A 25,816-nucleotide genomic window follows, 5' to 3' on the forward strand; every position below is an offset into this window, starting at 1 on the left:
AGCAGCGCTTCTGATCCACGCACCGCACGCGTCCCCCACCACGGCCCTTCCGGGCCGTGGTGGCACGCGGGCCCAACCCGCGTCATCTGGCGGTCGCAAAGTGGTCATATCGGCTACATCGCCAGGCCCGAGCATGCCGGAAAACCGGAGGCCCGCCATGCGCTATGCCATCGTCACCGAGACCTATCCGCCGGAAGTGAACGGCGTTGCCCTCACCGTGCAGGGCCTGGAACAGGGACTGCGCAATTCCGGTCATGAGATCGACCTGATCCGGCCGCGCCAGTCCAGCGAATCGTTGGACTCCGCACCGGGCACCCTGCTGGTTCCCGGCGCCGCCCTGCCACGCTACCCCGGGCTGCGCTTCGGCCTGCCGGCACCGATCCGTCTCGGTCGCCATTGGCAGCAACAACGGCCGGATGCCGTGTATGTCGCCACCGAAGGTCCGTTGGGCTGGTCGGCCGTGCGCACCGCACGGCGTCTCGGCATTCCGGTCGCCAGTGGCTTCCACACCCGCTTCGACGAATACCTGCCCGACTACGGCGTGGCCTGGCTGCAGGCAGCCGCGATGCGCTGGATGCGCCGCTTCCACAACCAGGCCGATGCGACCCTGGTGCCCACGCGCGAGCTGCAGCAGTTCCTCGGCGAGCAGGGCTTCGAACGCGTACGCCTGCTGGCACGTGCAGTCGACAGCCAGCAGTTCGATCCGAACCGGCGTGATCCTGCGCTGCGCGAGGAATGGGGCGTGGACGGCAACGGCCTGGTGGCGATCTATGTTGGCCGCATCGCCGCGGAAAAGAACCTCGGTCTGGCCGTGAAAGCCTTCCGTCGGTTGCAGCAGATCCGTCCGAAGGCCCGCTTCGTGTGGGTGGGTGATGGCCCTGCCCGCGAAAAACTGGCGCATGAAAACCCCGACTTCATCTTCTGCGGCATCCAGCGCGGCGACGCGCTTGCCCGGCATTTCGCCAGCGGCGATCTGTTCCTGTTCCCCAGCCGCAGCGAGACCTTCGGCAACGTGACTCTGGAAAGCATGGCCAGCGGTGTGGCCACCGTGGCCTTCGACTATGGCGCCGCCCGTGAGTACCTGCGCAGCGGTGAGAATGGCGCAGCGGTGGACAGCGACGAGCAGTTCATCGAAGCCGCGGTGCAACTGGCGGCGGATGACGCGCAGCGGCAGATGCTGGGCGGCAACGCCGCGCGCGCGATGAAGCGCCTGCATCCACAGCAGGTGGTGGCGGAGTTCGATGCCCTGCTGGCCGAACTGGCCCTGTCGCGGAGGAGCGGCCATGCGCACCACGCGGCTTGAGCTGCTGGCCGACCGCGAAGCACGCCTGTGCCGACGGGCCAACCACTACTGCCGGCGCCGCCGTGTGCGCCGCCTGTTCTCGGTCATCAGCCGGCTCGGCGATGGCGTGTTCTGGTATGTGCTGATGGGGGCACTGGTGCTGCTTGATGGCTTCGACGGCCTGCGCGCATCGGTGCACATGGCCGCCACCGGCCTGGCCGCGCTGCTGCTGTACAAGGGCCTCAAGCGCTGGACCCGGCGCCCGCGCCCGTACGCGGCGGACCTGCGTATCCGCGCCTGGGTGGCACCCCTGGACGAATTCAGCTTCCCCTCCGGGCACACCCTGCACGCGGTGTCGTTCACCATCGTCGCGCTGGCCTACTACCCGTGGCTGGCGCCGCTGCTGGTGCCGTTCACCGCCGGCGTCGCGCTGTCGCGGGTGGTGCTCGGCCTGCACTATCCCTCGGATGTGCTTGCCGCCACCGGCATCGCCACCGTGCTTGCCTCGGCCAGCCTGGCCTGGTTGCCGCTGCCGGTGTGATCGCCGCCGGGCCTGACGGCGCGGCCCGGGCCGCTACCGTCATCGTTGATGGCCTAGAATGCGGGCATGACCACGTTGTTCATTTCCGACCTGCACCTGGACCCCAGCCGTCCGGAGATCACCGACCTGTTCCTGCGCTTCCTGCGCGAGCAGGCGCCCGGCGCCGACGCGCTGTACATCCTCGGCGACCTGTTCGAAGCCTGGATCGGCGACGATACGCCCTCGCCCGCTGCCGATGCGGTGGCCGATGCGCTGAAGGTACTGTCCGACAGCGGTGTGCCGGTGTATTTCATCCGCGGCAACCGTGATTTCCTGCTCGGTGAGGACTACGCGCGCCGTGCCGGCCTGCGCATCCTGCCCGACCCCTGCGTGATCGAGCTGTACGGCCGTCCGGTACTGCTGCAGCACGGTGACCTGCTGTGTACCGACGACATTCCCTACCAGCAGTTCCGCGCACAGACGCGCGATCCGGTGTTCCAGGCCCAGTTCCTGTCGCAGCCGCTGGCCGCACGCATCGCCTTCGCGCAGAAAGCGCGCGACGCCAGCCAGGCCCGCCAGTCGGAAATGAAGCAGGATGATCGTGCGCAGTTCGAGTCCGTCACCGATGTGGCGCCGGCCGAAGTCGATGCCACCTTCGTGCGCCATGGCGTGGATACCATGATCCATGGCCACACCCACCGCCCGGCGGTGCACAGCCTGCAGGCCGGTGGCCGTGCCTGCACCCGCATCGTGCTGGGTGACTGGTACGAACAGGGTTCGGTGCTGCGCGTGGATGCCAGCGGCTGGACGCTGGATACCCTGCCGCGCGAATGATGGATCGCAGGGTGCCAACCAAGGTTGGCATCTACCAGGGCAGGTGAACGCACCCGGGTAGACGCCGACCTCGGTCGGCGTTTGGCCTCAGCGGAAGGCCGCGATGGTGGCCTTGGTATTGACCAGCACGCGCTGGTTGTCGGCGGTGCTGGCATTGCCCATCGGGATGCCGTTGTAGTTGATGTTCGGGTTGGACCAGTAGTTCAGGCGCGGGCAGCCGGCCGAGCAGTCATAAGCCATGATCGTGCGCCAGCGCGAACCGGAGGACGGCTCGTAGCGATAACCGTGCCCATAGGCATAGGGCGACGTGCTGGGATCACTGGCGATATCGTGCCGCGCACTCTGCAGGTGGCCGATCTCATGCGCGAAGGAGTAATAGCCGGTCGCGCAATCCCAGTACACCGCCGCGAACGCCGTCGATGCCGTCGAACCGATGCCCGAGGCCAACCCGCAGTAGCTCGTGTTGTTGATCAGCAGCACGCCGACATCGGCCGCAGTGTTGTTGCGGCTGGTGTGGATGCTGTCCATGTAGCCGTCGCTGGTGTTGCGGAAGCGGGTCAGGTCGGTAGTGAAGTTGCCGGATTCGGTGTAGCTGGTGGTTTCATAGCCGGCCAGCTGCAGGGTGATGCCCACGTTGCTGTTGACGTAGCCCTGGTTGGATTCGGCCACCGCCAGCTGCACCAGCGACTGCATGTTGCCGCCATAGGCGGCGACGGCGGCATTGGTCGCCACCACCAGCACGCGGATGGTGGCCGGGGTACCGGACGAGGCCTGCGCGATGCCGATGCGGTCATTGTTGCCCATCGGGATTTTCGGCAGCTGGTTGTAGTCGGCCGGATGGTCGGCCGGCATCCGCGATTCATCCACTTCCACCAGTACATGGCGGTTGCCCAGTGGGCGCAGGCGATACAGCTTGCCGTCCTTGCGGATCGAACCGGTGAGGGTGTTGCCCGAACGCACCAGGATCACTGAATTACCAGGATCATCCTGGCCGTTCGAAGTGGCGGCAGTCAGCCGATCGGACGGCGAGCGCAACTGGCCGTACCAGATGCTGCCGCCATCGGGCAGGGCTTCAACCTTGCTGCGTACCGCCTGCACGCGCTGGCCAAGCAGTTCGAACTCCAGCTGCGGCTGCGCAGTGGCAGCAGCGTCGACACGCACTTCCTGTACCGTCGCGGTGGACGGGGTGGCCAGCAGCTTGCCCAGCGCGGGCTCACTGTTTGCCGATGCGCGGCTGATGACCGTCACCGGCTCGAACAACGGTGCCGCATGCGCGGCCGCTGCCACCGACAAACCCAACACCAGGCCACCTGCCGCTTTGCCAATCGATCTGGACAACATTGCGTCGCTCCTTGAATGATGTGAACAGCGTTGATGCAGCACGCCCGGGTCTACCGGGTCTGGCCATCTGGCCTGCGCGGGTCGTGTGAATTCAATAGAAGATGGGAATGAAAATCAGGAACTGTGATCGACCGCATCTGCGTTAAGTAAGGTCAAAAGCGTCACTACACTTCGCCAATACACCGCTTTCGCGCTACCGTGACGCAGCCACGACGGGGAATGCACATGGCACCATCGCAGGACACGGACGAAGATGTCGGCTTGCTGCGGATCGGCCTGTTCTTCGATGGCACCCGCAACAACGCACACAACCTGGCACGCGGTCGCCCACAGGTTCCGCAGCCACGCCCGGCGCAGCTGCGCGCGGATGATGATTCGACCTACCAGAGCCGGCTGACCAGCAGCTACGACAACGGCCTGACCAACATCGCGCGCCTGCAGCAGCTGTATCCGGACAGCCGCCGCGATGCGATGGCCGCGCCTTCGCTGTCGATCTATGTCGAGGGCGTGGGGACCCGCGATGATGCCGATGACGATCTGATCGGACTGGCCTTCGGCATCGGTGCCAGTGGCGTTCGCGCGAAAGTGCAGCGCGCGATGCAGGTGCTGCTGCCGGCGGCACTGGCCGAGCTGTCCGCGCGCTGGCAGCGACCGCTGCGTGGCGTGCAGCTGGATCTGTTCGGCTATTCGCGCGGTGCTGCCGCGGCACGTGATATCGCAAACCAGCTGCAGGCCTGGGACAGCGCGCGCTGGCGCCAGCTGCTGCAGGGCGCCGGCCTGCCCTGCACTGCGGACTTCGCCGCCGTCACGCCGGTGCTGCGCTTCATCGGACTGTTCGACACCGTGGTTGCAGTCAATGGTGGCCGCGCCGATGAACACCCGCAGCTCGCCCTGCGCAGTGGCATCGCGGCACACGTCGTGCAACTGGCCGCGCGCGACGAGCATCGCCAACACTATCCATTGACCAGCGTCGCGCCAACGTTCACCGAGATCGCCCTGCCCGGCGTGCACGCCAACATCGGCGGTGGCTACAACCAGCTGGAAGAAGGGCCCAAGCTGCTCAGCCGTCCACGCCGGCAGCAGCTGCGTCGCCCAGCGGTTTCCGACTACCAGGTCCCTCCACTGGCGTTGCTGCAGGCCACCACGGCCTACGCCGAAACGCAGGCCGACGCCGAACGCTGGCGGCAGCAGCTGGGCGTGGGTGAAAAGGAGATCTGGGTGGATGTCTGGCACCAGTGGCAGCAGCAGCGTCGCGCCGGCAGCCGCAGTGTGCTGCTGTCACCCGTGCTGTACGTCACCGCTGCCGTGGTGCTGCGTCGGCGCATCGACTGGCGTTACCAGCTGATCGCGCTGCAGGTGATGCAGCAGCATGCGATCGATGCAGGCGTGCAATGGGTCGCCAACGCCGCCGATGTTCCCGGTTGGGAACTGCCGTCGGCGCTGCAGCCGATCGCACGGCGGCTGGTGGCCGGACAGGCGCTGACCCAGACCCAGGAGGCGCTGCTGCGCAGACGCTACCTGATGCAGTCCGCGCACTGGAATTTCGATGCGTTGGGCGATACCGCACTGACCTACGCCGCCGATGCCGGCGTCAACGAACTGCCCTACCGGCCGGGTCCCGGCCTGTTCTACATCAACCGGCCGACAGTGGATGGCAAGCGCGTGGTGTTGCCGAACGCATGAAAAAAGGGGACGGAGGGGATTAAGTCGTTTGTGCCACAAACGACTTAATCCCCTCCGTCCCCTTTTCTTCAACCGGCCTGTTCAACCAGGTTGGCCAGCTCATCCGCATCGAACCCGGCCAGCAGGCGCGCTTCGATGTTGAATGGCCCATGCAGGTAGCCGCCGGCGTACTCCACCAGCAGTTCCTTGAAACGCGCACGCGGCTCGACACCGGCGCGATCGCAGTACCAGCGGTACCAGCGGGAACCGGCGGCGACGTGCGCCACTTCCTCGCGCAGGATCACTTCCAGCACATCGGCGGTTTCGCCATCACCGACATTGCGCAGCTTCTCGATCATGCCCGGTGTCACGTCCAGGCCGCGCGCCTCCAGCACGCGCGGCACCAGCGCCATGCGTGCCAGGCCATCGTGCGCCGTCTTTTCGCACATTTCCCACAGGCCGTTGTGCGCGGGAAAATCGGCGTAGTCGTGGCCGTGCACCTGCAGCCGCTCGCGCAGCAGCATGAAGTGCCGCGACTCGTCGTCGGCACAGCTGACCCAGTCGGCATGGAAGGCCGACGGCAGGCCGCGGAAGCGGTACACCGCATCCCAGGCCAGGTCGATCGCGTTGAGTTCGATATGGGCGATGGCGTGGATGAAGGCGGCACGCCCTTCCACGCCGCCCAGTCCGCGCCGCGGCACTTCGCGCGGATGCACCAGCACCAGCCGTGCCGGCCGGCCCGGCATGCAGATCGGCTCCGGCGGCGGCGCATCGGCGGCCACCTTCAGGCGACCGGCACGGAACGCGGCCGCATACGCCTGGGTCAGCGCGACCTTGCGCAGCGGGTCGGCTTCAGCCAGGCACTGCTGCGCCGCGCGCAGCAGGTCACCTCCAACATCGGGCACCGCAACCACGCCTGGACCTCAGGCGCGGCGCTTGTGCTTGGCGTCGTCCGAACGCAGCTGCTGGATGCGCTCGAAGTAGCCCGGCTCGATACCCGTCGGGTAGTGGCCGTTGAAGCAGGACGAATCGAAGTTGCGCAGCGCCGGGTTGCCCTCGCTCACCGCCGCTTCCATGTCTTCCAGGTCCTGGTAGATCAGCCAGTCGCAGCCCAGGTGGGCTTCGATCTCTTCCACGGTGCGGTTGTGCGCGACCAGTTCCTCGGCCGCCGGCATGTCGATGCCGTAGATGTTCGGGTAGCGCACCGGCGGTGCCGCGCTGGCCAGGTAGACCTTGCGCGCGCCCGCATCGCGGGCCATCTGCACGATCTGCTGGCTGGTGGTGCCACGCACGATCGAGTCGTCCACCAGCAGCACCACGCGGTTGCGGAACTCCAGGTGGATCGGGTTGAGCTTGCGGCGCACCGACTTCACGCGCTCGCCCTGCCCCGGCATGATGAAGGTGCGGCCGATGTAGCGGTTCTTGATGAAGCCTTCGCGGTACTTCACCCCCAGCACGTTGGAGATTTCCAGCGCGGCATCGCGCGAGGTGTCCGGGATCGGGATGATGGTGTCGATGTCGTGGTCCGGGCGCAGGCGCAGGATCTTCTCGCCCAGCTTGATGCCCATGCGCATGCGCGCCTTGTGCACCGAGACGTTGTCGATCATCGAATCCGGACGCGCGAAGTACACGTATTCGAAGATGCACGGGGTGTGCTCGGCCGGCTCGGCGCAGATTTCCGAGAACAGCTCGCCGCGCGCGGTGATCACCAGCGCTTCGCCAGGCTGCACGTCGCGCACGCGCTGGAAGCCCAGCACGTCCAGCGCGGCCGACTCGGAGGCGACGATGTACTCGTCACCTTCGGCGTGGCTGCGCTTGCCCAGTACCAGCGGCCGGATGCCATGCGGATCGCGGAAGGCGACCAGGCCCAGGCCCAGCACCACGCTGACCACCGCATAGCCACCCTTGCAGCGGCGGTGCACGCCGGCCACCGCGCGGATCGCGGCTTCCGGGCTCAGCTGGCGCTGCTGCTCCAGTTCATAGGCGAACACGTTCAGCAGCACTTCGCTGTCCGAATCGGTGTTGACGTTGCGGCGGTCCTGTTCGAACACCTGCTGGCGCAGCGCCTCGGTGTTGATCAGGTTGCCGTTGTGGGCCAGCGCGATGCCGTACGGCGAGTTCACGTAGAACGGCTGCGCCTCGTCCATGCCTTCCGAGCCGGCCGTCGGGTAGCGCACATGGGCGATGCCGACGCTGCCTTCCAGGGTGGACATGGTGCGTGCATCGAACACATCGCGGACCAGGCCGGTGGCCTTCTGCACCCGCAGGCGGCTGCCATTGGCCGTGGCGATGCCCGCCGCATCCTGGCCGCGATGCTGGAGAACGGTCAAGCCGTCATACAACTGCCCGGCGACGTTCTGGTTGCCGACGATTCCGACGATGCCACACATGGTGCGAGGTCTCCGCTGGGCTGCGCCCAGTTACAGGGAAGGTGGCCGTACCTGGCCGTGGATTCCGTCCGCGGCTGGCGCGGGCCGTGCCGGGCGCACGGGCGCCGGCTCGATGTTGCTGGGCAGTGTGGAGGCCCGTGCGGGCTCCTGCTCCATCTCCACGGGCCGCGGCCATCCGCCGCCCGCCACTACCTGGTTGAGGACGCCATTATCGCCTGTCGCCGCCGGCTTGCCCAACACTTGCTGCGAAGATGGGGTGATCTCGTCCAGAGGCAAGGGCAGGCGCTCTGGCAGCAGGGCCTCCAAGGGCAGCGACTGCGGCAGCACGTTGTCCAGATGCGGCAGCTGGGCCTGCATCCACGCCACGGCAGGCTGCAGCAGCGGCCGCAGCTGCGACTGCTGCCAGGCCGGTTCGCCCGGCAACGCAGTGAATCCGGCCAGCAACAACAGGATGCTGGCGAAGAACAAACCGCGCACCAGGCCCAGGGTGCCGCCCAGCAGGCGGTCGACGCCGCCCAGCAGGGTCAGTTTGATCGCGGCCTTCAGCAGCAGCCCGACCAACCCAACCACCACGACGGTCAGAACGAAGACACCGAGGTACCCGGCCAGGTAATGGCCGGTGCCGGGTGGCTGCGGTGCCGCCCACCAGTGCGAGGCCTCGTTGCCGAAGGTGAAGGCCATCCAGCCGGCCAGCAGCCACGACACCAGCGCAACCACCGTGCCCACGAAGCCACGGATGAAACCGAACAATACGGAGGCGCCGATCAGCACGCCCAGCACGATATCGATCACGCAGCCCGCTCCTGCCAGTGACGACGGCGGGCAACACGCTGGATCACGGGTGCGGTCGGACCATGCCGGCCACGCCGACCTTGGCGGCGACCTGTGCCTTCAACTGCTCGGCATCGGCGCGATTGGCCACTGGCCCGACGCGGACGCGATGCAGGGTGCCCTTTTCGGTGCGCACCTGCTCGACGAAGGCGCTGAAGCCGGCGGCACGGACCTTGTCGCGCAGGGCATTGGCATCGTTGGCCTGACCGAACGCGCCCAGCTGCACGGCAAAACCGACGCCGCTGGCGGCCGGTGCTGCCGGCGTGGTCGGAGCCGTGGCCGGCTTGCTGGCCGTGACCTCCGGCTTCGGCTCGGGCTTTGAAGCCTCCGGCTTCGGCGCCGGCTTCGGCGGTTCCGGCTTGGCGGCCGGCGTGGTGGTCGGCGTGCTCGGCGGCAGGCTTTCGCTGCGCACGGGATTGCCACTGGCCGACGGCGCGGTGGCTGCGGCCGGAGTACTGGTGCCGGGTGAGGCCGGCGTAGCGGCAACGGCGGCACTGTTACCCGCTGCTGCGTCCAGGGCGATGACTTCGGCCTTCACATCGGCGCGGATCTTCACCGCCTGCAGGCGGGCCGCTTCGGCCTGGGCACGGTCGGCGTAAGGTCCAACGCGCACGCGCCATGCCTGGCGGCCGTTGATGGTGGCCGTTTCGGCGAAGCCCGGCAGCTGCGAGCGCTTCAGGTAGGCGATCACCGCATCGGCGTCGGCCTTGCTGCCGTAGGCGCCGAAGGTGACGGCGTAGTTGCCGGCGGCAACCGCCGGCGAGGTATCCACGGTCGGCGGCGTAGCCGGCGTGGCAGCCTCCTGCAGCGGCTTGGCCTGACCGGTCTGCAGGCCGGTGGCACCGCCCGCCGGGGCGACCAGCGGCAACTCACGGGTTTCGAACTGGCCATCGGCCGGCGCATCCGGTGCGGCGATCGGCACATTGGCGACACCGCTGTCGGGCGCGGGTCCCTTGACCAGCATCGGCAGGAAAATCACGGCCAGTGCCACCAGCACGATGGCACCAATCAGACGCTGTTTCAGAGGCGTATCCACGTGAGGCAGGCAACTGTCCGGAGATTGCCGTCGATTATACGGGTGCCGGACCGGCCGGCGTCGGCGTTGGCTGAACGCGGATCAGGCGTCGCCCTGCAGCCACTGCAGGGCCGCAGCGGCGGTATGGAAGGAGCCGAATACCAGCACACGGTCCCCCCGCTCGGACTGTGACAACACCTGCGCCAGCGCCTGTTCAACGGTACCGGCCCGCTGTGCCTTGGCCGCAGCCGTACCGGTCAGGCGTGCCTGCAGCTGCTGGGCGCTCTGCCCGCGCGGGCCGTCCAGGCCAGCCAGGGTCCACTCGCCCACCACGTCCTGCAGTGCCTGCACCACACCCGCCGCGTCCTTGTCCTGCAACGCGGCGTACACCGCCAGGGTGCGGCCGGCTGACACTTCGGCCTTCAGCGCGCGCGCCAGCTGGCCGGCAGCCTGCGGGTTGTGGCCTACGTCCACGCGGATCTGCACACCGTCACGCTCGAACGCCTGCATGCGGCCGGAGATGCGCGCTGCCGCGATACCCGCGGCCCACGCCGCACGCGGCACCGGCTTGTCCAGCGCGCGCAGCGCGGCGATGGCGGCACCGGCGTTGGCCAGCTGGATCGGGCCGGCCAGCGCCGGGGTCGGCAGTTCCATGCGCAGGCCGACATCACGCCAGCGCCAGCGCTGGGCATCAATCGGTTCATAGAAATAGTCGCTGCCGCCGCGGATCGCGTTGGCACCGACCAGATAGGCACGCGCCAGCACGCTCGACGGCGGATCGGTCTCACCCAGGATCACCGGCTTCCAGCCGCGGATGATGCCGGCCTTCTCGGTACCGATCGCCTCGCGGTCCTCGCCCAGCCACTCGGCGTGGTCAATGTCCACGGTGGTGATCACCGCCACGTCGGCATCGATGATGTTGACCGCATCCAAGCGGCCACCCAGGCCCACTTCCAGCACCGCCAGGTCCAGCTCTGCCTCGGCGAACAGCTGCAAAGCAGCGAGCGTGCCGTACTCGAAATAGGTCAGCGTGGTGTCGCCGCGTGCCGCTTCGACGGCATTGAACGCAGCAACCAACGCCGCATCGTCGACATCCTGGCCATCGATGCGCACACGTTCGTTGTAGCGCAGCAGATGCGGCGAGGTGTATGCGCCGACCTTCCAACCGGCAGCACGGCCGATGGCCTCGATGAAGGCCACGGTGGAGCCCTTGCCGTTGGTGCCACCGACCACGATGGTGCGCCCGCCCGGGGCGCCAAGACCCATCGCCGTGGCCACGGCGCGCACGCGCTCCAGGCCCATGTCGATGCTCGCCGGGTGCTGGCGTTCAATGTAATCCAGCCAGTCGGCCAGGGTGGTCGGGGGGTTCGTCACGGCAGTGCTTCCAACAGGTACAGGTGGTTCGGTGTGGCGGGTCAGAGGGCGCGGTGCTTGGCTTCGCCGAAGAACGGCGTGTGGTGGGCGCAGTCGTTCAGGCGCACCACTTCCAGGCTGTCCAGGTCGGCGCCTTCGAGCAGGTTGAGCGTGGTCGGCGCCTGGCGGAAGGTCCACAGGCGGGAAATCGGCAGGCCCAGCACCTTGCACAGGATCACGCGATTGACCGCGTCATGGGCAACCACCAGCAGGGTGTCGTGCTCGCCGAGGCCTTCGGTGGCACGGGCCAGGCCACGCCAGCTGCGTTCCAGCACCAGGCGCAGCGATTCGCCGCCGGGCATCAGCACGGTATCGGGCTCCTCGCGCCAGGCCTGCAGGCGCGACGGATCCTTCTCGTTGATTTCGCTGGCCAGCAGCCCTTCCCACTCACCGTGGGCGATTTCCTGCAGCTCCGGCTCGGTCAGCAGCATGTCGGCACGCGCGGCGCCAAGCGCCAGCTGTGCGGTGCGCTGCGCGCGCGACAGCGGCGAGGCGACGGCACGGGTGATGTCGACCGAGGCCAGGCGGGCACCCAGTGCCTGGGCCTGGGCTTCGCCGATCGGCGAAAGCGGAATATCGATCTGGCCCTGGTAGCGGCCTTCGGCGTTCCACGGCGTTTCGCCGTGGCGGGCAAGCAGGATGCGCATGCGTGCAAGGGGTCCTGGGGGGAGGAGGTTTCCGCGTTTCGTTCACATCCTGTGAAGTGCGCGGAACAGGGATGATACCTGTTCGGCGCACCGGGCCGGGCCGGGCATGAAAAAACCCCGCGACGTGGGTCGCGGGGTTTCGGAAACTCCGGCTATCTGGTCGAGGTTGCCGGCCAGCGGCCGGCACTACCGCAACCGGTTTATTTCGCCAGGTTCAGTTCCTTCAGCAGCTGCGGCGCCGGTGCCACTTCCTGCATGATCCACTGCATGTAGCGGCTGTCGACGGCGATCATGCGGGTCATCACCGGGTCGAACACCCAGTTGGAGCTGACCGATTCCCAGTTGCCGTCGAAGGCCAGGCCGACCAGCTTGCCGTTGGCGTCCAGCACCGGCGAACCCGAGTTGCCACCGGTGATATCCAGGTTGGACAGGAAGTTCACCGGCACCGAACCAATGCGCTTGTCTTCCAGGCCGCCGTAACGCTTGGCCTTGACCGCATCGAGCAGCGCCTTCGGCGAATCGAACGGATCTTCACCGGTTTCCTTCGCCACCACGCCTTCCAGGGTGGTGAACGGGGTGTACTTCACGCCATCCTTGCCATAGCCCATGACGTTGCCGAAGGTGATGCGCAGCGACAGGTTGGCGTCCGGGTAGACGAACTCACCCTGGCTCTTCTTGTAGTCGGCCACGGCCTGCAGGTACAGCGGACGCGCGGTCAGCGATTCGCCTTCGCGGATCTTGCGCTGCTCTTCCTGCTTCAGCAGCGCCGGCATGACGGCCACGGCGTACTGGATGGCCGGATCATTGCTGGCTTCGAACGCGGCACGGTCGGCCTTGAACCACTTCAGGCGGGTGTCCAGGCTGCCCAGCTCGGTGCCGCCCAGCTTGTTCACCAGCGACTTGACCGCAGCGGCATCGCTGCCGGCCAGCCACTTGTTCAGCACTTCGTTGTCGCGCTGCGCGGCCGGCAGGGCCACGTACTGGTCCAGCCAGTAGGTCTGCAGCTGCTGGTCCATCTTCGCCACGTAGCGACGGTCCATCTGCTTCAGGCCACCTTCGATGGTGGTCAGGTCGCGTTCCTGGTAACCGGCCTCGCGTTCGGCATCCGGCTTGCTGCGCTCGATCGACAGGCGGTACAGGGTGATCGCTGCGCCGACGGCCGAGGTGTTGTTGAACTGGCCGACGAACAGGTCGCGTTCGCGGGTCGACTTGCTGGTATCCAGATGCTTGAGCAGCTGCGCGTGTGCCGCCAGGGCCGGCTTGCCGGCAGCGCCCTGCTTCTTCAGCCACGCCAGTACGGCGGCTTCTTCAGCCTGCTTCTGGCCGGCGGCGTCGATGCGCTTGAAGCCTTCCAGCTGGCCCAGGTAGTTCTTGGCCACGTTGTTCATGCTGGCGGCCGTGGCGGCGTACTTCACCTTGACGTCGGCGTCGGCCTTGCCGGCATCGGCGATCATCTTCAGCACTGCGTTGTAGTGCTTGGCGATGGTCGGGTAGGTGAAGCTGGCGGTTTCGTTGAACTCGCCGGCCAGGGCGTAGCGGTTGGTGCGGCCCGGGTAGCCGGCCACCATCACGAAGTCGTCGGCGCCCAGCGGCTGGTCGGCGAACTTCAGGAAGTGCTTGGGCTGGTACGGCACGTTGTCGGCGGCGAAGGCAGCCGGCTTGCCATCCTTGCCCACGTAGGCGCGGTAGAACGAGAAGTCGCCGGTGTGGCGCGGCCACATCCAGTTGTCGACGTCGCCACCGAACTTGCCGACGCTGCCCGGGGGCGCGTAGACCAGGCGCACGTCCTTGATTTCCATGTTGCGGAACAGGCGGTAGGTATTGCCGCCGGAGAAGCTGTACAGGCGGCAGCGGAAGCCGGCATCGGCTTCACAGGCGGCGACCTGGGCCTTGTCGAACGCGTCCAGCGCGCGGCTGCGGGCCAGCGGGTCGCTGCCGGCGCCGGCAATGGCAGCCTTGGCCTGGGCGGTGACGTCGGTGATCTGGTCGAGCACGAACACGCGGGCGTTCGGGCCGGCACTCAGTTCGTCCTTCAGGGTCGGCGCGTTGAAGCCGTCCTTGATCAGGTTCTTCTGCGCGGTCGAATTCAGCTGGATGGCGCCATACGCGCAGTGGTGGTTGGTGACCACCAGGCCCTGCGGCGAGACGAAGCTGGCGGTGCAGCCGCCGAGGGCGACGACCGCGCCCATCGGGTCGCCGGTCAGGTTGGACAGCTGTTCCGGGGACAGCTTCAGGCCGGCCTTCTGCAACGGGCCGGCGATTTCCGGCAGCTGCTGCGGCACCCACATGCCTTCAGCGGCATGGGCGACCTGGGCCAGCCCGAGGCTGGCGACGATGGAGAATGCAAGCAGGTTCGAGCGCATGGAGCGGCCCCTGGTAGTGGAACCCTCGATTGTAGCCCGCCGCCCTGCCCCGGCCCGAACCCCGGAAGTCATGCAATCAGGTGCTTCCACCGTTCAGCGTCTCCATTGCGATCGGTCAGAGGCGAGAGGCCAGGCCGATGCAGGACACGCCGTAAACCCCGCTCCGCGGCCCGGCCCAGCCGCTGGCGGCTGTGCGTTCGGGCGCTTGCGAAGCAGTGCTCCGCAAGCAAAGCGCCCTCACCCATGGGGGCTCGGTCGCGCCATCCATGGCGCTCACGGTCCTGCATCGGCCTGGCCTCTCGCCTCCCCACAGTCCCCTGGCCTCGGACGGTAGCGCCGAGCCATGCCCGGCGAGCGAAGCGACACCGCTGTTCGCAGTACGTTCGAAACGCCCGCCGGCGCACGCCTTTCGTTCCGCCACTGCACCCGCAGCGCAACATGGGAAATCCGCGCGGCACCCTATAATCCGCGCTTTCCCCCTGATGAGTTCCACCCCGATGGCGCAGCAAACGATGAAGGCCCTGGTCAAGCGCGAAGCGGCCAAGGGCATCTGGCTGGAAGAAGTTCCGGTTCCGACCCCGGGCCCGAACGAGGTCCTGATCAAGCTCGAGAAGACCGCGATCTGCGGTACCGACCTGCACATCTACCTGTGGGACGAGTGGAGCCAGCGCACCATCAAGCCGGGCCTGACCATCGGCCACGAATTCGTCGGTCGCGTCGCCGCGCTCGGCTCGGCCGTGACCGGCTACGAGATCGGCCAGCGCGTCTCGGCCGAGGGCCACATCGTCTGCGGCCACTGCCGCAATTGCCGTGGCGGCCGCCCACACCTGTGCCCGAACACTGTCGGCATCGGCGTCAACGTCAACGGCGCCTTCGCCGAGTACATGGTGATGCCGGCCAGCAACCTGTGGCCGATCCCGGACCAGATCCCGTCCGAGCTGGCTGCGTTCTTCGACCCCTACGGCAACGCCGCGCACTGTGCGCTGGAGTTCAACGTGATTGGCGAGGACGTGCTGATCACTGGTGCCGGTCCGATAGGCATCATCGCCGCCGGCATCTGCAAGCACATCGGTGCACGCAACGTGGTGGTGACCGACGTCAACGACTTCCGCCTGAAGCTGGCCGCCGACATGGGTGCTACCCGCGTGGTCAACGTGGCCAACCAGTCGCTGAAGGACGTGATGAAGGAACTGCACATGGAGGGCTTCGACGTCGGCCTGGAAATGAGCGGCAACCCGCGCGCGTTCAACGACATGCTCGACTGCATGTACCACGGCGGCAAGATCGCCATGCTCGGCATCATGCCCAAGGGCGCCGGCTGCGACTGGGACAAGATCATCTTCAAGGGCCTGACCGTGCAGGGCATCTACGGCCGCAAGATGTACGAGACCTGGTACAAGATGACCCAGCTGGTGCTGTCCGGCTTCCCGCTCGGCAAGGTGATGACCCACCAGCTGCCGATCGACGACTTCCAGAAGGGCTTCGACCTGATGGAAGAAGGCAAGGCCGGCAAGGTTGTGCTCAGCTGGAATTGACCCTTCGGGTCAATTCCCCCGCAGGTTTCCTTATCCCCGCGCCGTCGGCGCGCCCCCTTGAACAACAAGGGGGCTCTCCCCCAGCCGGGGTAAGGCATGCGGCTGGAATTGAAAAAGGCGCCCATTGGGCGCCTTTTTCGTGGACATCAGCGAAGGCGCATCAGTTACCGATGGCCACGGTCAGCAGCACGCGGCTGTGCGCCAGCTTGCCGGAGTTGTCGCGGCCGTTGCCGTCGGTACCGTAGTAGCCCAGGCCGACCTTGGCCATCCCGAACTGGCGCTCAACGCCGACATTCCAGTCGGTGTAATCCTTGGCAATGCCGTCTTCAAACGTGCTGCGGCCGACATTGGCATTCAGGGTGAAGTCCTTCGGCAGGCCCCAGCTGCCACCCAGGCCGAAGTACCAGCCATCGGTGCTGCTGTTCCATACATCGTTGGTGTAGGCCACCGTCAGCTTGTAGGTGTCATCCAGCGTGGTGGTGGTGATCAGCTCGTTGTAGTTCTGGTGGCTGGACTTCAGGTAGGTGTAGCGGTTCAGCAGCACGTCGACGTTGACGCGCTCGGTGACGTCCACGCCGTAGCCGATCAGGTAGTCGACCTCGGTCTTCGGATCACCTGCACCGAAGTCCACGCCCGAACCCCAAACGCCGGCATACAGGCCAACCGGGCTGGTGTAGGTGAAACCGGCCTGCAGGGTCGGATCCTCGTCGGTCTGCGACACACCACGGAACAGGTAATCGGAAACAGCGGTGACGTTCCAGCTGTACGGCGATTCGTTTTCCTGGGCGCTGGCGGCGAACGGGGCGGCCAGGGTCAGGGCAGCGGCAATGGCGAGGCAGGCACGGGCGTGCTTCATGAGCGTCTCCGGTGGGGGCGGTGGCGTGGCGTGGAAGGCGGGAGCGGGTGTAGCGGCCGGAACGGGACAGGTCCGGTTCACGAATTCTTAACAAGTTTGCTATTGCGATGCAACATGTGCCGGCCGTGGCGACGCCCCATCCGGCCCGGTCGGTGGACGACGATGCCCGGTAGAATCAGCGGTTTCCCCGTTCAGAGCCGTGCCCACGCCATGACCGACGTCTCCTCCGCCCTGACCCGCCACTACGCCGAGGAACTGGACGCCATCCGCGCCCAGGGCCTGTTCAAGTCCGAGCGGATCATCACCAGCCCGCAGTCGGCCGAGATCACCCTCGAGGACGGCCGCAAGGTGCTGAATTTCTGTGCCAACAACTACCTGGGCCTGGCCGACCATCCGGACCTGATCCAGGCCGCCAAGGACGCGCTGGATACCCACGGCTTCGGCATGGCCTCGGTGCGCTTCATCTGCGGTACCCAGGACCTGCACAAGCAGCTGGAGAAGCAGATCGCCGACTTCTTCGGCAAGCAGGACACCATCCTGTACGCCGCCTGCTTCGATGCCAACGGCGGCCTGTTCGAGCCGCTGCTCGGCGAGAACGACGCGATCATTTCCGATGCGCTGAACCATGCTTCGATCATTGACGGCGTGCGCCTGTGCAAGGCCAAGCGCTTCCGCTACGCCAACTGCGACATGGCCGACCTGGAAGCCCAGCTGCAGGCCGCCGACGCCGCCGGCTGCAAGACCAAGCTGATCACCACCGACGGCGTGTTCTCGATGGACGGCTTCATTGCCCCGCTGGACGAGATCACCGCGCTGGCGAAGAAGTACAACGCCCTGGTGCACATCGACGAATGCCACGCCACCGGCTTCCTCGGTGCCACCGGCCGCGGCTCGGCCGAAGTGAAGGGCGTGCTGGAGAAGATCGACATCATCACCGGCACCCTGGGCAAGGCCATGGGCGGCGCACTGGGCGGCTTCACCTGCGCCAGCGCCGAGGTGATCGAGCTGCTGCGCCAGCGTTCGCGCCCGTACCTGTTCTCCAACTCGCTGCCGCCGCATGTGGTTGCCGCCGGCATCAAGGCATTCGAGATGCTGGCCGCCGCCGACGACCTGCGTGGCGCCCTGGTGGAGAACACCCGCTACTTCCGCGAAAAGATGGTCGCCGCCGGTTTCGACGTGAAGCCGGGCGTGCACCCGATCAGCCCGGTGATGCTGTACGACGCGCCGCTGGCACAGAAGTTCGCCGAGCGCCTGCTGGAAGAAGGCATCTACGCGATCGGCTTCTTCTTCCCGGTGGTGCCCAAGGGCCAGGCCCGCATCCGCACCCAGATCAGCGCCGCGCACAGCCGCGAGCATCTGGACCGCGCGATCGATGCGTTCACCCGCATCGGTGTCGAGCTGGGCGTGATCAAGGGCTGATCACGACCAGGGTCGGATCCCTTTCCTGCGGAAAGGGTTCCGACCCTGTCAAAGCGTGCCGACCAAGGTCGGCACCTACCAGAACCTGATGGCGTGCCGACCGAGGTCGGCACCTTCCCGGCATCACTTCTTTTTCTTCTTGCCCTTCGGCTCGTCCTTGCTGGCCACCACCACCGGCTTGGCGGCAGCATCCTGGCCGTTGCCCTTGGCAACGCGGATGCCGTTGGCCTTCATCCAGGCGTCGAACTCGTCGGCGGTCATCTTCTTGTCGCCGTTGCTCATCAGGAAGCGGTAGCTGCCGCGACCATCCAGCTCCGGGGTCTTCACTTCCACCACCGGGGTCTCGGCCGGCGTTTCCGCCTTGGCCACCTTCTTGTGGCCACCACAGGCGGTCAGCAGCACCATCGGCAGCAGCAGGCCTGCGCAGCGCAGGGTTTGGTTGAGGGTCGGGTGGTACATGGGCAGGCTCCGTTCGGGAAATTCAGCAGCCAGACGCCCCCTACGCCTGGAACGGTGGCCGGCAACCGCCGGCCGCGGGCGATGATCAGCCCGGTGCAGCGGCCCCCAGCCGCTGCTGGTCACTGACCTCCAGCACCCGCCACTGGCCCTTGCCGAGATCGCCGAGCTGCAGCCCGCCGATCGCAACCCGGACCAGGCGCAGCACCTGCAGGTCGAAGGCCGCCAACAGGCGGCGGATGTGGCGGTTGCGGCCCTCGTCGAGGACCACCTCCAGCCACGCGGTCTTGTCGCCGCTGCGCAGCACGCGCACAGCCTGGGCGACGAGGAACTCGCCCTCGTCGTCCACGCCGGCCTGCAGGGCCGCCAGCGTGGCGTCATCGGGCTGGCGGTCGACCTGCACGTGGTAGGTCTTGTCCGGCCCGGTCTGCGGGTCGGTCAGGCGCGCCGCCCACTGCGGATCGTTGCTGAACAGCAACAACCCTTCACTGGCCTTGTCGAGGCGCCCGACCGGCGCGATCCACGGCAGGCCGGCACCATCGAAGCAGCGGTACACGGTATCGCGGCCACGCTCATCCTGCGCGGTGGTCACCACCCCACGCGGTTTGTTGAGCATCAGGTACAGGCGCTGCGGCGCGCCCATCGGCTGGCCATCGACCTCGATCGGCGGCGCCGGCTGCCCAATCGGGAATTCGGGATCCCGCACGATGCGGCCGGAGACGCGCACGCGGCCATCGGCGATCCAGCGCGCGGCCTCGCTGCGCGAACACACACCGGCCTTGGACAGCACGCGCGCCAGGCCATGACGGACACCGGCGGCAGTGGCAGCGGGAGTCGCACGCCCACGCGGTGCGTGGGAGCGGGCGGCGGGGGCGGCAGGTGGGCGGCGCGTGCGCAAGCCTCTGCTCCCCGCGGTGCTTACTTCTTGTCGACCGGCTTGGTCTCAGCCGGTGCTTCGGCCGGGGCCGGAGTGGCGGCCGGAGCCGGACGCGCCTTGACCACACGCACGCCACGCGCCTTCATCCAGGCGTCGAACTCTTCGGCGGTCATGCGCTTGCCGTTCTGGCTCATGTCGAAGCGCCAGGGCGTGTTGTCGAATTCGGTCTGCGGCTTGTAGGCCGCCGGATCGTTCGGCTTCACTGCCGGGGCGCTCGGAATGGCCTTGGCGATGTTCTGGCAGCCATCGATGCGCAGGCGCTGCAGCACCTGGTCCAGCGACTGCGACGGATCGTAGCTGCTGCTCAGCACGCCGGCCGGCATGCCCAGCTGGTTGCCACGGATGTACAGCTCGTCGGCCACCGGCGCGATGGTCGTGGCCGGCAACGGCAGCGGCGAGGCGCTGGTGTTGACCGAGCAATCGACCGCAGCGTGGGCGGCGGGAACCAGGGCCAGCGCCAGGAAGGCGGCCGATGCAGAGCGCAGCATGAAGGGCATCCAGGAAAGGAAGTGACGCGGCGAGTTTAGCAATGCCGCGACAGCTTTCAAGCGCCACTTTCAATGAATACGGCAACTCATTGGTTTTACGGATAAAAACCCGACGAACGGTTGTTCCCGGACCGACGGACACGCGGATTCCGGGCCGCAGAAACAACAAGACCCGGCCGAAGCCGGGTCCTGCTGTGTCCTACTGGCAGAGCGTCAGAACTTAGTTCTGGACGTTCAGCTCGGTACGACGGTTCTTGGCGCGACCTTCCGGGTTGTCCGAACCATCCGGGTTGGTGTTCGGAGCAATCGGACGGCTCTCGCCGTAGCCGATCGGGCCGACCAGGCGACCGGCGTCAACGCCGTTCTTGGTCAGGTAGTTGTACACGGCGGTAGCACGACGCTCCGACAGCTTCTGGTTGTAAGCGTCGGTACCCTTCGAGTCGGTGTGACCGGCAACTTCAACGCGCAGATCCGGGTAACGCTTCAGGATCTCGGTGGCTTCGCTCAGGATCGCCACGGCGTCCGGACGCAGGTTCGACTTGTCGAAGTCGAAGTTGACGCCCTTCAGGTCGATGGAGACCGGCACCGGGCAACCGTCCGGACCGATGGTCTGACCCGGCTGCGAGTTCGGGCACTTGTCGTCGCAGTTGTTGACGCCGTCACCGTCGTCATCCAGGTCGGCGCAGCTCGGGGCAACCGGAGCCGGAGCCGGAGCAGCCGCGACCGGAGCCGGGCCCAGCGGGATCACGACGCCGACCGAAGCCAGCACGTCACCGAACCAGTCTTCCTTCGGAGCGGCAACGCTCTTGTCGTCGAAGTCAGCGCGGTAGGCCACTTCGGCGCGGACAGCAACGCGCTTCTCGAAGGTGGTCTGCAGGCCGACGCCCAGCTTGGCGGCAACGTTGCCGTCCTTACGCTGGCGCGGACCATTGGCATTCAGCGCCGGGTACTCTTCTTCCGACTTCTGGTAGCCCAGGCCACCGACGATGTACGGGTTCCAGCCGCGGCCTTCCTTGATGAAGTGGCGACGCAGGTCCAGCGAGACGCCGTACTGCGACCAGTTCAGGTCCTTGTTCGAATCGAAGTTCGGGTTCTGATAGTTCAGCTCACCGTCCAGCGACCAGTTCGGGCTGATGAACTTGCCCAGGCCCAGGGTCACGAACGGAGCGTCATTGGTCAGACGGTCGCTGTCCTGGAAGTTGAAGCCGGCCGAACCGGTCAGGTACCAGCGGTCATCGAACTCCTGCGCGGAGGCAGCCTGGGCGAAAGCCAGACCACCCAGCAGCGCGGCAGTAAGGATCTTCTTGTTCATTGAGTACAGCTCCTATTTCGGGGGTATGAAACCGGTAGAGGCATGGGCCAGCACTACTGCGTCGATGTTCGACAGCCGATTCAGCACGCCACCGCCGCGAACATTATGCTCAGGCGGGTGAAGGTCATGTTAACAGTCCCGTAACATGTGAAGTGTTGTGCCCGACCCTCCACCGGTCCGACGTTGAAACCCTATACAGGATGATGAAAATCCGCAAGACCTTCGCGCTGCAAGGGTTTGACGGTGTTTAGGCGGGGAAAGCGACATATTCCGCAACGGATTGCTTCACACGGTTCAGCGCGCTTGCGGAAAGGTGAGGAACCTTATGATGGGGCCACGAACCCAGCCGGAGCCGAGATGAAAGCCGTCGCCCTGAGTCGTGAATCCGCCCCCGCACTGCGCGATATCCACCTGCCCCCGCCGCTGCCTCCCCGCGGTCGCGACCTGCTGATCCGGGTCGAAGCGGTCTCGGTCAATCCCGTCGATGGCAAGCAGCGCGCGGCCACTGCCCCAAGCACGCTGGAGGCGCCCCGCGTGCTCGGCTGGGACGCGTCCGGCGTGGTCGAAGCCATCGGCGAAGAGGCCAGCTTGTTCGCCTCCGGTGATGAGGTCTATTACGCCGGCGATGTCACCCGTCCGGGCTGCAATGCGCAGTACCAATGGGTCGATGAACGCCTGGTCGCCCGCAAGCCGACCACGCTGGATTTCGCTGAAGCGGCCGCGCTGCCGCTGACCACGCTTACCGCATGGGAACTGCTGTTCCAGCGCATGCCATTGCAGTTGGATGACCGCCGCCATACCGGCCAGCGCCTGCTGGTGATCGGCGGTGCGGGCGGCGTCGGATCGATGGCGATCCAGTTGGCCCGGCATGCCGGCTTCGAGGTGATCGCCACCGCCTCCCGCACATCCTCGGCCGACTGGTGCCGGCAGATGGGTGCACACCATGTGATCGACCACAACCGGCCGCTGCTGCCCCAGTTGCAGGCACTGGGCATCGATGCGGTACAGGTCGCGCTCAATCTGGCCGACACCGACCACTACTGGGATGAACTGGGCCAACTGCTGGCGCCGCAGGGCCATGTCGGCCTGATCGTCGAACCGCGCGCTGCACTGCGCATCGGTGATCCGTACAAGGCCAAGTGCATCGGCATCCACTGGGAGTTCATGTTCGCGCGCGCCCGCTTCGCCACCGCCGACCGCATCGAACAGCACCGCATCCTCAGCCGCGCGGCCAGCATGATCGACGCCGGCCAGCTGCGTGGCACGCTCAGCGAGACGCTCGGCACGATCACTGCGGCCAACCTGGACATCGCGCATCAGCGCCTCGCCAGCGGGCGCACGGTGGGCAAGCTGGCGCTGGCAGGCTGGGGCGAGTGACGCTTCCCATGTAGAGCCGAGCCCATGCTCGGCTGGCGGCGCCAGGCAAAGCAGCCGAGCATGGGCTTCGCTCTACAGAACAGCCCCACATCCAGGATCGGCGCTGCCTGTACCAGCGGATTGACCGGCATCTGTATCTATGGATGAAGCGGAAGTGGGAATACGGTGGGAACAGATCCTCCTCCCCCGAGTCTGCCATGCCCACCGCCCTGCCCCTGCGCCTGCTGCAACTGATCGTCGGCCTGTTCCTGTATGGCTTCGGTGCCTCGCTGATGATCCGCGCCGCGATCGGCGTTGCTCCCTGGGATGTGTTGTCGCAGGGCATCGCCGCGCAGACACCGCTATCGTTCGGGTTGGCCACCAACGTGATCGGCGCACTGGTGCTGCTGCTGTGGTGGCCATTGCGACAGAAGCCAGGCGTCGGCACCGTCCTCAACGTGATGCTGATCGGCCCGTCTGCGCAGTTCGGGCTGTGGCTGTTGCCGCCGGCAATCGGTCTTCGCTGGCAGCTGGCGATGTTCTGCGCCGGCATGCTGCTGGTCGCGCTGGCCACTGGCCTGTACATCGGAGCCAAGCTTGGCCCCGGCCCGCGCGATGGCCTGATGACCGGCCTGCACGCCCGCACCGGCTGGCCGATCTGGAAGGTGCGCAGCCTGATCGAGGGCAGCGTCCTGCTGCTGGGCTGGTGGCTGGGCGGCAATGTCGGCCTCGGCACCCTCGCCTTCGCCCTGCTGATCGGCCCGCTGTGTGGTGTCACGCTGGGCTGGTTCGGGATCGGTCGCACCCCGGTAGTGCCGGCCGCCGACCGGCAACCGCAGTCCCCCTGAGCTGACCGGGATGCCGGCCAGCGGCCGGCACTACCCAAAGGCCGGCCCTTGCCCCGGCCGCCGTTTCGCGGCACGCTTCGCGCTTCCGTACGCAAGCGTATCGACCATGTCGCCAGCCAACGAAAGCGCCTATCCCCATCTGTTCGCCCCGCTGGACCTGGGCTTCACCCAGCTGCGCAACCGCGTATTGATGGGCTCGATGCACACCGGCCTGGAAGATCGCGCCCGCGACTTCCCGCGGCTGGCGGCCTACTTTGCCGAGCGCGCCGAGGGCGGCGTCGGCCTGATCGTCACCGGCGGCTTCGCGCCGAACGTGGTGGGCTGGCTGAAGCCGTTCGGCGGCAAGCTGTCCTGGCCCTGGGAAGTACGTCCGCACCGGCAGCTCACCGCTGCCGCGCACCAGCATGGCGCGAAGATCTGCCTGCAGCTGCTGCATGCCGGCCGCTATGCCTATCACCCGCTGTCGGTGGCACCGTCGAAGCTGAAAGCGCCGATCAACCCGTTCACCCCGCGCGCACTGTCGGCCAGTGGCGTCGAGCGCCATATCGCCGACTACGCACGCAGCGCGAAGCTGGCCCGCGAGGCTGGCTACGACGGTGTGGAAGTGATGGGCTCGGAGGGCTACCTCATCAACGAGTTCATCGCCCCGCGCACCAACAAGCGCACCGACCGCTGGGGCGGCGATGCCAACCAGCGCATGCGCTTCGCGGTCGAGATCGTGCGCCGCATCCGCGAGGCCTGTGGCCCGGACTTCATCATCATCTACCGCCTGTCGCTGGTGGACCTGGTGGAAGACGGCAGCAACTGGGAAGAGATCGTGCAGCAGGCGCAGGCGATCGAGGCGGCCGGCGCGACGATCATCAATTCCGGCATCGGCTGGCACGAAGCGCGCATTCCGACCATCGCCACCTCGGTGCCCCGGGCTGCCTTCGCCGGCGTCACCGCCAAGCTCAAGCCGTATGTGAAGGTGCCGCTGGTGGCGACCAACCGCATCAACATGCCCGATGTCGCCGAACGCATCCTCGCCGATGGCGGTGCCGACATGGTGTCGCTGGCACGCCCGCTGCTGGCCGACCCGCAGTGGCCGAACAAGGCCCGTGCCGGCCGCGCGGAGGCGATCAACACCTGCATCGCCTGCAACCAGGCCTGCCTGGACCACGTGTTCGAGAACAAGCTGGCCAGCTGCCTGGTCAACCCGCGCGCCGCACACGAGACCGAGCTGGTCTATCGTCCCACCGCCACGCCGAAGAAGGTTGCCGTGGTCGGTGCCGGCCCCGCCGGCCTGGCCTGTGCCACCGTCGCTGCCCAGCGCGGCCACCAGGTCACCCTGTTCGATGCCAACGAGGAGATCGGCGGCCAGTTCAACGTGGCCAAGCGCATCCCCGGCAAGGAAGAGTTCCACGAGACCCTGCGCTACTTCCGCCACAAGCTGGCCGAAACCGGCGTGCAGCTGCGCCTGGGCACCCGCGCCGACGCCGCCACCCTGGCCGGCTTCGACGAGGTGGTGCTGGCCACCGGCATCACCCCGCGCAGGGTCGACTTCCCCGGCGCCGACCACGCCAAAGTGGTCAGCTACCTGGACGTGTTGCTGGGCCGGGTTGAAGTAGGCACCAATGCGGCGATCATCGGCGCCGGCGGCATCGGCTTCGATGTCGGCGAGTTCCTCAGCCACGCCGGCGAGTCGCCTTCGCTGGACCCGCAGCGCTGGATGGCCGAATGGGGCGTGGACAGCGCGTTCGAGGCCCGCGGCGCGCTGGCCCGTCCCGAGGTGGAAGCGTCACCGCGTCGGCTGTGGCTGCTGCAGCGCAGCCCGGGCAAGCCCGGTGCACGGTTGGGCAAGACCACCGGCTGGATCCACCGCGCCACACTGAAGGCCAAGGGCGTGCGCATGCTCGGCGGCGTCGAGTACCTGGGCGTGGACGACGAAGGCCTGCGCATCCGCCTGGAAGGCAGCGAGCAGCTGCTGCCGGTCGACCACGTGGTGATCTGCGCCGGGCAGGAACCGAACCGTGCGCTACAGGCCGAACTGCAGGCCGCCGGCATCAACGCGCAGCTGATCGGGGGGGCCGATGTGGCCGCCGAACTGGATGCGAAGCGGGCCATCGACCAGGGCAGCCGGGTCGCCGCCGCGCTCTGATGGGTGCCTGAATGGGGGGCGGAATGTGATTTCCGTCACCCCTGCCGAACCTGAATGTCAAGCCGGACGGTTCACGATGCGTTCGGCTATGCCCCCCTACCTTGCGCCATCTTTCCGCTCACCAGCCAGTTTCCGGTGAGCCGGCGCAGCCCCCTCGATCGGTACTGATCGTTT

General features: G+C 67.0%; 22 protein-coding genes. 9 read left to right on the forward strand and 13 right to left on the reverse strand.

The annotated features are described in order from the left end of the window. Positions 1–157 precede the first annotated feature (157 nt). From D5301_RS19030 to lpxH, 3 genes are all read left to right on the forward strand, one after another. A complete protein-coding gene (locus tag D5301_RS19030; protein WP_153856558.1) occupies positions 158–1,303 on the forward strand; it encodes a glycosyltransferase family 1 protein in 1,146 nt (381 codons plus the stop codon). Then, positions 1,284–1,823: a phosphatase PAP2 family protein gene (locus tag D5301_RS19035; protein WP_110711204.1), complete on the forward strand. Its 540-nt coding sequence runs from the start codon at positions 1,284–1,286 to the stop codon at positions 1,821–1,823. The genes D5301_RS19030 and D5301_RS19035 overlap by 20 nt, the downstream gene beginning before the upstream one ends. Before the next feature lie 66 nt (positions 1,824–1,889). After that, positions 1,890–2,636, forward strand: a complete 747-nt coding sequence (gene lpxH / locus D5301_RS19040; RefSeq protein ID WP_110711202.1) for a UDP-2,3-diacylglucosamine diphosphatase — start codon at positions 1,890–1,892, stop codon at positions 2,634–2,636. 87 nt (positions 2,637–2,723) lie between these two features. Here lpxH and D5301_RS19045 read toward each other — a convergent pair whose 3' ends face one another. Continuing rightward, complete coding sequence (locus D5301_RS19045; RefSeq protein WP_110711200.1) at positions 2,724–3,977, reverse strand: zinc-dependent metalloprotease; 1,254 nt, start codon at positions 3,975–3,977, stop codon at positions 2,724–2,726. Positions 3,978–4,202: 225 nt separating this feature from the next. Between D5301_RS19045 and D5301_RS19050 the strand changes: the two genes are divergently transcribed. After that, positions 4,203–5,660: a DUF2235 domain-containing protein gene (locus D5301_RS19050; RefSeq protein ID WP_153856559.1), complete on the forward strand. Its 1,458-nt coding sequence runs from the start codon at positions 4,203–4,205 to the stop codon at positions 5,658–5,660. A gap of 68 nt (positions 5,661–5,728) precedes the next feature. Here the strand turns inward: D5301_RS19050 and D5301_RS19055 are convergent, their stop codons facing one another. The 7 genes from D5301_RS19055 to D5301_RS19085 all read right to left on the reverse strand — a co-directional run bounded on the left by D5301_RS19055 (position 5,729) and on the right by D5301_RS19085 (position 14,298). Beyond that, positions 5,729–6,553 (reverse strand): ferritin-like domain-containing protein, encoded by an 825-nt coding sequence (locus tag D5301_RS19055; protein WP_324187352.1) that lies wholly within the window; start codon positions 6,551–6,553, stop codon positions 5,729–5,731. Between the two features lie 9 nt (positions 6,554–6,562). Further along, positions 6,563–8,029, reverse strand: a complete 1,467-nt coding sequence (gene purF, locus D5301_RS19060; RefSeq protein ID WP_005408246.1) for an amidophosphoribosyltransferase — start codon at positions 8,027–8,029, stop codon at positions 6,563–6,565. Between the two features lie 30 nt (positions 8,030–8,059). Next, a complete protein-coding gene (locus D5301_RS19065; RefSeq protein WP_164162712.1) occupies positions 8,060–8,821 on the reverse strand; it encodes a CvpA family protein in 762 nt (253 codons plus the stop codon). A 43-nt stretch (positions 8,822–8,864) separates the two neighbouring features. After that, the gene (locus D5301_RS19070; protein ID WP_324187353.1) at positions 8,865–9,896 is read right to left on the reverse strand and encodes an SPOR domain-containing protein; all 1,032 of its coding nucleotides are present in this window, start codon (positions 9,894–9,896) and stop codon (positions 8,865–8,867) included. An 81-nt stretch (positions 9,897–9,977) separates the two neighbouring features. Then, positions 9,978–11,249, reverse strand: a complete 1,272-nt coding sequence (gene folC / locus D5301_RS19075; RefSeq protein ID WP_324187354.1) for a bifunctional tetrahydrofolate synthase/dihydrofolate synthase — start codon at positions 11,247–11,249, stop codon at positions 9,978–9,980. Positions 11,250–11,290: 41 nt separating this feature from the next. After that, a complete protein-coding gene (locus D5301_RS19080; protein ID WP_010483945.1) occupies positions 11,291–11,935 on the reverse strand; it encodes a histidine phosphatase family protein in 645 nt (214 codons plus the stop codon). 200 nt (positions 11,936–12,135) lie between these two features. Next, positions 12,136–14,298 carry a S46 family peptidase gene (locus tag D5301_RS19085; protein ID WP_153856562.1) on the reverse strand — a complete coding sequence of 721 codons (2,163 nt, stop codon included), beginning with the start codon at positions 14,296–14,298 and terminating at the stop codon, positions 12,136–12,138. Between the two features lie 512 nt (positions 14,299–14,810). Here D5301_RS19085 and tdh point away from each other — a divergent pair. Beyond that, positions 14,811–15,833, forward strand: coding sequence for an L-threonine 3-dehydrogenase (gene tdh, locus D5301_RS19090; protein WP_010483949.1), 1,023 nt, complete (start codon positions 14,811–14,813; stop codon positions 15,831–15,833). A gap of 160 nt (positions 15,834–15,993) precedes the next feature. On the opposite strand, the gene D5301_RS19095 is transcribed toward tdh, so the two are convergent. Next, positions 15,994–16,689: a TorF family putative porin gene (locus D5301_RS19095; protein WP_153856563.1), complete on the reverse strand. Its 696-nt coding sequence runs from the start codon at positions 16,687–16,689 to the stop codon at positions 15,994–15,996. 210 nt (positions 16,690–16,899) lie between these two features. Here D5301_RS19095 and kbl point away from each other — a divergent pair, with 210 nt between their 5' ends. Then, positions 16,900–18,108, forward strand: coding sequence for a glycine C-acetyltransferase (gene kbl, locus D5301_RS19100; protein ID WP_153856564.1), 1,209 nt, complete (start codon positions 16,900–16,902; stop codon positions 18,106–18,108). A 123-nt stretch (positions 18,109–18,231) separates the two neighbouring features. Here kbl and D5301_RS19105 read toward each other — a convergent pair whose 3' ends face one another. The 4 genes from D5301_RS19105 to D5301_RS19120 all read right to left on the reverse strand — a co-directional run bounded on the left by D5301_RS19105 (position 18,232) and on the right by D5301_RS19120 (position 21,301). Next, entirely contained in the window at positions 18,232–18,567 is a 336-nt protein-coding gene (locus D5301_RS19105) for a hypothetical protein (protein ID WP_005412356.1), read from the reverse strand. An 85-nt stretch (positions 18,568–18,652) separates the two neighbouring features. Continuing rightward, entirely contained in the window at positions 18,653–19,462 is an 810-nt protein-coding gene (locus D5301_RS19110) for a pseudouridine synthase (RefSeq protein ID WP_153856565.1), read from the reverse strand. A 20-nt stretch (positions 19,463–19,482) separates the two neighbouring features. Next, on the reverse strand, positions 19,483–19,989 hold the full coding sequence (locus D5301_RS19115; protein WP_110711183.1) for a hypothetical protein: 507 nt from the start codon (positions 19,987–19,989) through the stop codon (positions 19,483–19,485). 220 nt (positions 19,990–20,209) lie between these two features. Next, positions 20,210–21,301, reverse strand: coding sequence for an OmpA family protein (locus D5301_RS19120; protein WP_110711182.1), 1,092 nt, complete (start codon positions 21,299–21,301; stop codon positions 20,210–20,212). 357 nt (positions 21,302–21,658) lie between these two features. Between D5301_RS19120 and D5301_RS19125 the strand changes: the two genes are divergently transcribed. From D5301_RS19125 to D5301_RS19135, 3 genes are all read left to right on the forward strand, one after another. Next, on the forward strand, positions 21,659–22,678 hold the full coding sequence (locus D5301_RS19125) for a zinc-binding alcohol dehydrogenase family protein (protein ID WP_153856566.1): 1,020 nt from the start codon (positions 21,659–21,661) through the stop codon (positions 22,676–22,678). 197 nt (positions 22,679–22,875) lie between these two features. After that, entirely contained in the window at positions 22,876–23,505 is a 630-nt protein-coding gene (locus D5301_RS19130; RefSeq protein WP_153856567.1) for a hypothetical protein, read from the forward strand. 106 nt (positions 23,506–23,611) lie between these two features. After that, complete coding sequence (locus tag D5301_RS19135) at positions 23,612–25,642, forward strand: NADPH-dependent 2,4-dienoyl-CoA reductase (RefSeq protein ID WP_153856568.1); 2,031 nt, start codon at positions 23,612–23,614, stop codon at positions 25,640–25,642. Positions 25,643–25,816: the final 174 nt, after the last annotated feature.

Source organism: Stenotrophomonas sp. MH181796, assembly GCF_009659995.1.
In the GTDB taxonomy this organism is placed as follows: domain Bacteria; phylum Pseudomonadota; class Gammaproteobacteria; order Xanthomonadales; family Xanthomonadaceae; genus Stenotrophomonas; species Stenotrophomonas riyadhensis.